Source organism: uncultured Thomasclavelia sp., from assembly GCF_944324745.1.
In the GTDB taxonomy this organism is placed as follows: Bacteria; Bacillota_I; Bacilli_A; order Erysipelotrichales; family Coprobacillaceae; genus Thomasclavelia.
In genome coordinates, this window is the sequence record NZ_CALUXO010000039.1 from 1 (window position 1) to 9,200 (window position 9,200).

Sequence of the window (9,200 nt, forward strand, 5' to 3'; positions counted from 1 at the left end):
CTTTGGCTACTCGCTGGATTCCCGTCAGCATTCCATATTGCAGACTATTTGAGGTCTTTAAAGCATTATGAAGCAATGATGATAATGATTGGCGGATATCATCATAAAAGCCACCTGCATGTGCTTCAATAAAAGGAGTATCGTATTCATCAATGAAGACCATAACTTTCTTATTATAATATTTTTGCATTTGTTCCATTAAAAAGGATAAAGAATTATTTATTCCCTTAAAATTTCCTGTATAGAACTGTGATAAATGATATTTTATCCCTTGATAGATAGTATTTTCATAGTCGTTTAAATCAGAAAAAACAAAGTCATGTTTGGAATATAACATAAATAAATTCTGTTTAATTATTTCAACCATATCTTCTTTACTGCCTTTGGCACCGGCAAAAGAAAGATAGATAACTGGATATTGATTTAAATATGAGGCATATTTGGTTTCCATGATTTTAGTACCTTTGAAGATTTCTTTTGAATCCTTGGTAATATCAAAGAACTCTGCCATCATCGACATATTTAAAGTTTTTCCAAATCGTCTTGGTCGCGTAATTAAGGTGACTTCATTCCCCCTATCTATAAATTCTTTGATCAATAATGTTTTATCGACAAAATAGTAATCCTCTTCAATTATTTTGGGATAGTCTTTAATACCTATTGGGATTCTCTTCATTTTCTGATTCACTCCTTTTTAGTTATTTTTATTATACTATTTAACACCTATTTTAGCTATTAAAAAGAGTTGGATTGTGGATTCAATATTATGAATGATATTTGACTTAAATCTGATCAATATGATTAATCAAAAAATAGGAGCAAAACTAATTAATCTATAGTTATACTCCTATTTTTAACTGATATATTTATTTAATAATAATTTCTTTGATATTTAGGATATTTTTGTTTTAGAATCAAATATCCAACAATTAAAACAATCCCAATTACTGCTAAAACAATTCCTTCAATTCTAAGTAAATTAGACGGAATCGTAATACTCATCGCTAAAATTCTTTGTCCAATAGTAAATTCTACAGCACTGACAACCAAAGGTAAAAATAGTCCGACTATTATTGCTCCAACAATAGCTCCAATCCCAGCATAAATAGCCCACTGATAAAATGATCGATTAATTAAACCAATTAAAACTATACAAACTATAATTCCGATAATACATCCAATTCTTACCATAAGACTACTAACTGTCTGATATGATTTCAAAAAACTTTCAGTTCGCGATGATCCACTAGTTACTGATTCAACTACTTGATTAATATGATTGCTTAAACTACCATTTTCATCGGTTAACCGCTCTTTAATTAATTGAACCTGATCATCAGTAATATCTTGACCAATTACCTGTTCAATTGTTGTAACGTTATCAACAAAGACTTGGGCTAATTGGTTCATAATTGCGTTCGTATCAATATCCTGATTATTTAAAGCATCTTCAGTTAGTTGTTGCAATAAATCATTGGTAAATGAATTAATACTATCACTATTAGAAATAGCTTCTTGAACTTGTTGAACCTGTTCATCAGTAACATTAGGAAAATTGTTTGTAATAATCTGTTCTATCTGATTGGTAGCTTCTCTAGCAACAATAGCATTGGAAACCGTCTGTGTTGCCATAGAACGAATTGCCAAATTAATGCATAATAAAATCATTAAGCCAACCATAATAACTGTCAAAACAACACTAATAAACTTTTTCACCTTAATCCCCCTCTAACTATTTATGACTTTATTATAAATTTCTCTATTTCAAATGTCAAAAATGCCATGTTTACCATGACATTTCAATTATAACGTTGTTTACGATTAGAATCTTTAACAATATAAATTGGACGAGCTTTATTTTCCATATAATCCTTAGAAATATATTGTCCTAATATTGAAGTAAATAACATTTGCGAACCACTTAAAAACAAAATTAAACAAACTATCGTTGTATAACCACTAACACTATTACCAAATAATAATGTTGATATGGCAGTATACAGCAATAATATAATTGATCCAACAAATAAAATTACTCCAAAAATTCCAGCAATTTTTAATGGTGCCGTTGAAAAAGAAAACATTCCTTCTAATGCATAAGAAAATAAACTTTTAAAATTCCACTTGGTTTTTCCGGCCGCTCTTTCAACATTATGATATGGGATCCACTTAGTATCAAAACCGACATAGGAAAAGATTCCTTTCATATAACGATTATATTCACGTATTTTAAGAATCGAATCAACCATTAACCGACTCATCATTCGAAAATCTCCGGCCCCATCACTCATATCTAAATTAGACATTTTCTGCATAACTTTATAAAATGAGCGGCTTAAAAAATTTCGTAATTTTCCTTCACCTTCACGATCAATTCGTTTACCAGCACAACAATCATAGCCTTCCCTGCTAACTGCCTGATACATTTCTGGTAATAATTTTGGTGGATGTTGCAAATCAGCATCCATGATAACACAATAATTACCAGTTGCCTGCTCCAATCCAGCCAACATTGCTGCTTCTTTTCCAAAATTTCGTGAAAAAGAATAATAGTTACAATGTTGGTCTTTAGCACATAGCAGTTCTAATAACTTTTTAGTGCGATCACGACTACCATCATCAATAAATATCAATTCATAATCAACATTTTCAATTTCTTTTAATACTTGGCTAACTTCATGATGAAATAACGGTAAGACTTCCTCTTCATTAAAACAAGGAACAATAATACTAATCTTATCCATAAATTTACAACCTCCTTAGCTGGCAAAAATCTTAAATTTGCATAATCCATAATTAGAAACTACCGTAATTACACTAACCACAACTTTAGAAACCATCTCGTTAACACCACATAGCTGAATAAAAATAAATAATAAACTACTTTCTACTACTAAAGTTAATAAACGTAAGATAAAAAACTGATAAGCTTCTTGAATACTATCATTATGACTTTTAAAGACAAATTGCTTGTTGGCAAAATATGCAAACATTACCGCAGCTACCCATGAAATAACATTGGCAACTAACCATGATGTTCCTAGATAACTGATTAATAAAAAATAAACGATAAAATTCACAAGCGTAGTACAGCCACCAACAAATATATAACTAATCAACTCGGTTAATTCTTTTTTCATTTTGACTCCTTTTTATCTCCACTAGCAATAAAATTACTCCAATACCACTGATGGCTATTCCTATTTTTTTAAGTGGCGCATTAAAAACAATCTCTATTTGATGTTGACCTTTGGTTATTTTCGTACCAATAAATGCTTTATTGACACATACGTTATCTGCCACTTTTCCATCGATTAATACGGTATAGCCATCTTGATATGGTAATGACGTCACTAAATACCCATCTTGAACAACTTCAATTTTACCAGTGGCAATTTTTCCATTTTGATTATAAGCACCTTCTAGTTTAGCTACTTCCTGACCTCGATTTTTAATAACATCATAATCAAGAGTGTATAGTTTGATATTTTTAAGATCATAACGACCAGAACTAAAACTAAATTCTAATTTATCTATCGCTTCATTTTGACTTAAAATATAGGTAAAATGATCATTATGATTAGGATAAGCAGCATTAGTACTAGATAATTTATTAGTAACGCCATTAATCTTAATTGAAGTATCTCGTGTTTTACTATATTTAACTTTATCAAGATCAAATTCAATTATTAAAATTTGATTCGTTAAATCTTGAGTTATCTCTAGTTCTAACGAAGAAGAACCATCACTATTGATCCGATAACCATTTTTAATCGCTGTAATTTGTAGATTATCGCTTTGAGCTACTGGTAAATATTTTAAATTTAAACTCTGGATTTGACTTTGATAATCACTGTTACCATTTTCAACTACGACATTATTGTAGATAGTATCTAATGTCATTGGAAAAGATAACTGATCAAAATCTTTTTCATCATAGCTATTACTTGTAGCATAGACAATCGGTAATACATCTTCATTTTGATATAAATTTTCATCAATTTGTCTATAACCAATTGGCACCACATTTTCACTATAAATAGTTTTAACTCCCATCATTCCCTGGAAAAAGATATTGGAATTTGATAGACAGGCAACACGATTTCTAATCGAAATTGGGTTTTTGATAATATCATAATAAAACTGATTATATAAATTATTATTGATTGAACTATATAACGATGTTCTTAATTCATTATTATTAGCTAGATTACTACTATCTAAAGGATGGTATAATAAATCATAACGACCATCATTATCTACTTTAATCCCATTTTTACTAGAAATTTGTTGATATGTAGTAGTTGATACAAACTCTTCCTGCTTGTTTGTTTGATAACTCACTAATAATGGAACGACCATTAATGAATAAACAGCCTTTTTAGTTAGCTTCAAATATAAAATTGTTCCCAGCAATGCCACAATAACATCTAATAAAACAATTACATTATGATCAATTACTAAAAGTGGTAATAAAATTAAGATCAATAATTTAATATCCAGTTTTATTTGCTGGTGGTAATATTCATTTAGGGTATAAACTGTTAAATAAATAATTAAAGGAATAAACGTAATCAAACATTTAGTCCGGCTATATAAAAAGCCATTTAACCCAAAGCTAAAAAGCGGAATAAAAATCAATAACAACAGCCAAATTGACAGCTTTCTAATTGACTTTAACTTCAAACTTAGCATCAATCCAATCCAGCTTAAATAAGCCAAACCACAGCCATAGCTATCATAAAGCAATCCCTTGATATTGCCTCTAGGAATCAAAAGACTAAATAAACTAGGGGTACTGCTACCACTTTTACGATTTTCTAATAATGCATAAGCTGTCGGTAATAACAAAACACCACTAATCATTATTGCAATCGTAACTGGTTTAATAAAAGCTAAACAGTTTTTCCAACTAAAGTGTTTAAGTCTAAAACAATAATAACTAAACAAAGCGACGATTCCAGCTACACTAAAAAAATAACTATTACTAATCATCCAGACGATCGCGCCAATTAGTAAGCCACTGTGACCTTTTTTAATATATCTATCAATCGCTATCAAAGCTAAAATCAAAGCTGGCATATAATCGACAAACATAATCTGACGATGACTATGGAATAAAACCGTTGATGTTAATAGCAATACAGCCGCTAAAATACATAACCCATTACTAAAATGATGATATCGCAGCCAAACATAAATTAACGTAACACTTAAAATTAAATTTATTATCATATATGTAACAATAATATCTTTCATTGCTACATTACTAATCAAGCAGCCAATCAAAACATCTATTCGAAATAAACCATAATATGAAATATTATAAATATTTTGACCCGCTCCTAGATTAAAAGCATAATCTGGAAATAATGTTTTTTGTTGCAACAGGGTATTTCTAATATAATCAGCCAAATTTACATGTTGATCAAACCAGTCCGTAGTTGAACCAAACAAAGAATTAGCCGGTGTAATGATTAAAACCATTGCCAATGTCAAACATATTAGAAAGATTATTGAAAATATGCATCGTTTATTTTTCATTTACGCCATTCTCCTTATCCATATTCATCTCTTTTCTTTTTTTAAATCAACGGAAGATGATAGCATAGCTGGTTGTTGAAGTGTTTGCATTTTAACTCATTAGTTAACACTCGGTTATAATCTAATTATCATGTAGGTAATGATTGTATCTTTAAAATTATCAATAACATCATCTAAAAACTATGGATTACTTTCGGGGAAAAGTGTTTTAAGCCATAGCTTTACCCTTTAAAGATAAATGAAGAAGGCGTGATGAATAACATCACTATAAAGTTAAACATATTAAAAAGATAATTGAATTTACTACTATTGCTATCATTCTTCCGCCTATGATTATCGTACATATTTCTTAAAATCAGCATTAAGAACATCTAAATATTTCTTAATTTTAGCTTAATCAACTGTTTCCAAAGTTTAATGATGTATAATAAAAGCGAAAGTTGGTGAATATATGACACAAAATAAAATATTAATTGTAGACGATAACCCAGAAATCAGAGAAGTTCTCAACGTCTTATTATCCAGTGAAGGATATGAAGTAATTGAAGCTAAAGACGGCCAAGAAGCAATCGATAAAGCTAGTGAAGATATCGATCTCTATATCTTAGATATCATGATGCCAATTGTAAATGGTTACCAGGCTTGTGTCGAAATCAGAAAAAAATCAAATGCTCCAATCTTATTTTTAACAGCCAAAGGTCAAGAAAGTGACAAAACTCTTGGTTTTTCTAGTGGTGGTGATGATTATTTATCAAAACCATTTTCATATAACGAACTAACAACCAGGGTTAAGGCCTTGCTGCGTCGATACTATGTTTATCAAGGTAAGATGGAAAAGAAAGTCGATCCCGATAGTACGATTACTTATGAAAATATTGTTATTAATCCAAACAATGAAACTGTCTTACTTGATAATAAGCCAGTCGAATTAACTTATTTAGAGTATCAAATTCTTTATTTACTAATCAGTAATCGTAAACAAATTTTTTCAACTCAAGCGCTTTATGAAAGCATTTGGAATGAACCATATTACTATAGCGCTAATAACACTATCATGGTTCATATTAGAAATTTGCGGAAAAAAATCGAAAAAGATCCTCAAAATCCCAAAATAATTAAAACAATCTGGGGCAAAGGATACCGCTGTGATTAAAAATTGGTTTAATAAGCTCAGTGTTCAAATCTCCGCAATCATTATCTTTTTTGGTACTCTGGCTATTGGCACTTTCTGTTTATTTTATGCCAGCAGAAATTACTTTTTTAGATTTGTTTTGGACTTAGGAATTATTTCTGATAATGTTGAAGCTTATAGCATCAACATTGAAAACCAATTAATTGATCAAAATGTTTCGATTAATGATGTGGCAAAAATGGATGAAATCCTGGGAACTAGTGAAATCTATTCTGTCAGTATTTATAATTATGATAGTAATGAGCTCATCACCGGTTCCTGGGCTACAATTCTCGATAATTTACTTATTGAATCGACTGTCTTTGCTTCTGAAACTACCTACAGTATTGAGACCTATTATCGAATCATCGATTTAAAAGATGGAACGATTAAATTATATATTGATACTTATGCTTTAGCTAAGACTATCATGCCTTATATCATTTTTTCGTTAATTGTTTCAATCATTATTTTTATTGTTCCAACTATTTTATTTATCAAACGTAAAATGGAATTAATCATTAATCTAAAAGATGAAGTAACGATTATGTCACAAGGAGACTTAGAACATCAAATCAGTGTTCAAGGGCATGATGAAATTGCTGAATTATCAAAGCAGATTGATAATTTACGAATTACCCTTCGAGATAATTTTTTAACTGAAGAAACAAATCGAAGAGCTAATTATGATTTAGTTACTGCCCTGTCACATGATTTACGCACACCGCTTACTTCACTTAGAGGTTATTTAGAGATTATTAGATTAAAAAAATATAAAAATGATGAACAGTATAATAATTATCTAAATAATTCGATTGATAAAGTTAATCAAATTAATGAGCTAGCTAATAAAATGTTTGAATACTTCTTAGTATTTAGTAAGGAACAAGACAGTGAATTAACTAAGATTTCACTAGGGGTTATTTATGAATATATTGTTGAAAATATTATGGCATTAGAAGAAAGTGGCTTTAAAGTGTCTAAAGAAATTAATTATGATGATATTTATATTCATGGTAATATTAATCTGCTTAAACGTATTTATAACAATATTTTTTCTAATATTTCAAAATATGCTGATAATAAAGAACCGATTTTTATTGAATTAGTAGTTAATGGTGATAAGAAAAATATTGAGTTTAGAGCTAAAAATACTAAAAAGCATTTAATTAATTATATTGAAAGTAATCAAATTGGTCTTAAAAGTGTTGGTCAAATGATGAAGATTCATGGCGGCAGTCTTTCAATTATTGATGATAAAACGACGTTTACTGTTATTTTAATCTTCCCAATTCAATCATAATTAAGTATAATGATTTAAAAATTATAAATGGAGGAAATTATGCAAGTAGTCGCTAAATTTGAAAAAGTATCAAAAGAACAATTTATTAATGATTTTCAAGATTGTTTTTTGGATTATACGCTTGAAAAAATTAATGAAATATATGACAATTTAAAATTACCAAAAAGAGCCACTGTTGGTTCTGCAGGATACGACTTTTATACCCCAATTGATTTTACTTTAAAACCTAATCAAACAATTAAAATTCCTACTGGTATTCGAGTATCTATTAAAGAAGGCTGGTTTTTAGCTATCTTCCCACGTAGTGGGTTAGGATTTAAATATCGTCTTCAATTAAATAATACGGTTGGAATCATTGATAGTGATTATTACTACAGTGATAATGAAGGACATATTTTTATTAAAATTACTAATGATAGTAACGAAAATAAAACGGTGGAATTAAAAGCTAACCAAGGATTTGGTCAAGGAATCTTTATGCCATTTGGAATTGTTGCAGATGATGATACTAGTGAAAAAAGAAATGGTGGTTTTGGTTCAACAACTAAATAACAAGCACTTTAATTAATGCTTTGACTGTTTAATACGGGGTGAATTTTCACCCCGTATTTTAAATATTTAAAATTTATTAACTATTTATCAATTTTAAACTTTATACAAAATAAACATATACTAGCAAAGAATTAAAATCTATAGTAATTATTTTTATAAACATTATCATTTAAGCAAATATTCCTGATAAAATTGATCAAATTTATTTTTATACACTCTACCAATTATCAAATCTTCATTATTTGTCATGATTAAATGTCCTTTTCTATATGAAATTAAATGTTCAATATTAATAATAAAAGAACGATGAACCTGAATAAACTTATCATCAGGAAGTAATTGTGTCCAAACTTTTAATGTTCGGTTATCAAAATATGTTCCATTTACTGTATCAACCTTTATTTTGTGATTTTGACTTTCTAAATAAATAATTTGATTTAAAGATATTTGAGTTTTGCTCAGTTTATAATTTAAATCAATAAATATATCATTATTATATAGTTCTTGATCAACAATGGAATAAAAGATATTTAAATCTGTTTTATAATTTGTTTTCCTAATAAAATAATAAGCTCGTAAATTATATGAATCGTGAATTAAATCATTATGTGATGAAACAAAAATTATATA

The 9,200-nt window shown here is 28.8% G+C and carries 9 protein-coding genes; 3 read left to right on the top strand and 6 right to left on the bottom strand.

Features of this window, described 5'->3' with window-relative positions; genetic code table 11:
- From Q0K54_RS04300 to Q0K54_RS04320, 5 genes are all read right to left on the bottom strand, one after another.
- Nucleotides 1-676 (bottom strand): AAA family ATPase (locus tag Q0K54_RS04300; protein WP_294578629.1); only part of this gene is annotated, 676 nt, incomplete at its 3' end.
- Nucleotides 677-870: 194 nt separating this feature from the next.
- Nucleotides 871-1,716: a hypothetical protein gene (locus Q0K54_RS04305; protein ID WP_294578630.1), complete on the bottom strand. Its 846-nt coding sequence runs from the start codon at nucleotides 1,714-1,716 to the stop codon at nucleotides 871-873.
- A gap of 83 nt (nucleotides 1,717-1,799) precedes the next feature.
- Nucleotides 1,800-2,744, bottom strand: a complete 945-nt coding sequence (locus Q0K54_RS04310) for a glycosyltransferase family 2 protein (protein ID WP_294578631.1) — start codon at nucleotides 2,742-2,744, stop codon at nucleotides 1,800-1,802.
- A 15-nt stretch (nucleotides 2,745-2,759) separates the two neighbouring features.
- Nucleotides 2,760-3,140 carry a GtrA family protein gene (locus Q0K54_RS04315; protein ID WP_294578632.1) on the bottom strand — a complete coding sequence of 127 codons (381 nt, stop codon included), beginning with the start codon at nucleotides 3,138-3,140 and terminating at the stop codon, nucleotides 2,760-2,762.
- On the bottom strand, nucleotides 3,112-5,544 hold the full coding sequence (locus tag Q0K54_RS04320; RefSeq protein WP_294578633.1) for a YfhO family protein: 2,433 nt from the start codon (nucleotides 5,542-5,544) through the stop codon (nucleotides 3,112-3,114). The genes Q0K54_RS04315 and Q0K54_RS04320 overlap by 29 nt, the downstream gene beginning before the upstream one ends.
- 451 nt (nucleotides 5,545-5,995) lie before the next feature.
- Between Q0K54_RS04320 and Q0K54_RS04325 the strand changes: the two genes are divergently transcribed.
- From Q0K54_RS04325 to Q0K54_RS04335, 3 genes are read left to right on the top strand one after another with little or no spacing between them, the layout of a single operon-like run.
- Nucleotides 5,996-6,697, top strand: a complete 702-nt coding sequence (locus tag Q0K54_RS04325) for a response regulator transcription factor (RefSeq protein ID WP_294578634.1) — start codon at nucleotides 5,996-5,998, stop codon at nucleotides 6,695-6,697.
- Nucleotides 6,690-8,018 (top strand): HAMP domain-containing sensor histidine kinase, encoded by a 1,329-nt coding sequence (locus tag Q0K54_RS04330; RefSeq protein ID WP_294578635.1) that lies wholly within the window; start codon nucleotides 6,690-6,692, stop codon nucleotides 8,016-8,018. The genes Q0K54_RS04325 and Q0K54_RS04330 overlap by 8 nt, the downstream gene beginning before the upstream one ends.
- A 39-nt stretch (nucleotides 8,019-8,057) precedes the next feature.
- The gene (locus tag Q0K54_RS04335) at nucleotides 8,058-8,570 is read left to right on the top strand and encodes a dUTP diphosphatase (protein ID WP_294578636.1); all 513 of its coding nucleotides are present in this window, start codon (nucleotides 8,058-8,060) and stop codon (nucleotides 8,568-8,570) included.
- Nucleotides 8,571-8,735: 165 nt separating this feature from the next.
- Here Q0K54_RS04335 and Q0K54_RS04340 read toward each other — a convergent pair.
- The coding region (locus Q0K54_RS04340) for a LytTR family DNA-binding domain-containing protein (protein ID WP_294578637.1) at nucleotides 8,736-9,200 on the bottom strand (465 nt) is incomplete at its 5' end.

What these genes read in the sequence shown, in the direction of transcription:
- Q0K54_RS04310 (WP_294578631.1), bottom strand. Translation starts at nt 2,744, where the DNA reads ATGGATAAGATTAGTATTATTGTTCCTTGTTTTAATGAAGAGGAAGTC.
- Q0K54_RS04335 (WP_294578636.1), top strand. Translation starts at nt 8,058, where the DNA reads ATGCAAGTAGTCGCTAAATTTGAAAAAGTATCAAAAGAACAATTTATT.
- Q0K54_RS04315 (WP_294578632.1), bottom strand. Translation starts at nt 3,140, where the DNA reads ATGAAAAAAGAATTAACCGAGTTGATTAGTTATATATTTGTTGGTGGC.
- Q0K54_RS04320 (WP_294578633.1), bottom strand. Translation starts at nt 5,544, where the DNA reads ATGAAAAATAAACGATGCATATTTTCAATAATCTTTCTAATATGTTTG.
- Q0K54_RS04325 (WP_294578634.1), top strand. Translation starts at nt 5,996, where the DNA reads ATGACACAAAATAAAATATTAATTGTAGACGATAACCCAGAAATCAGA.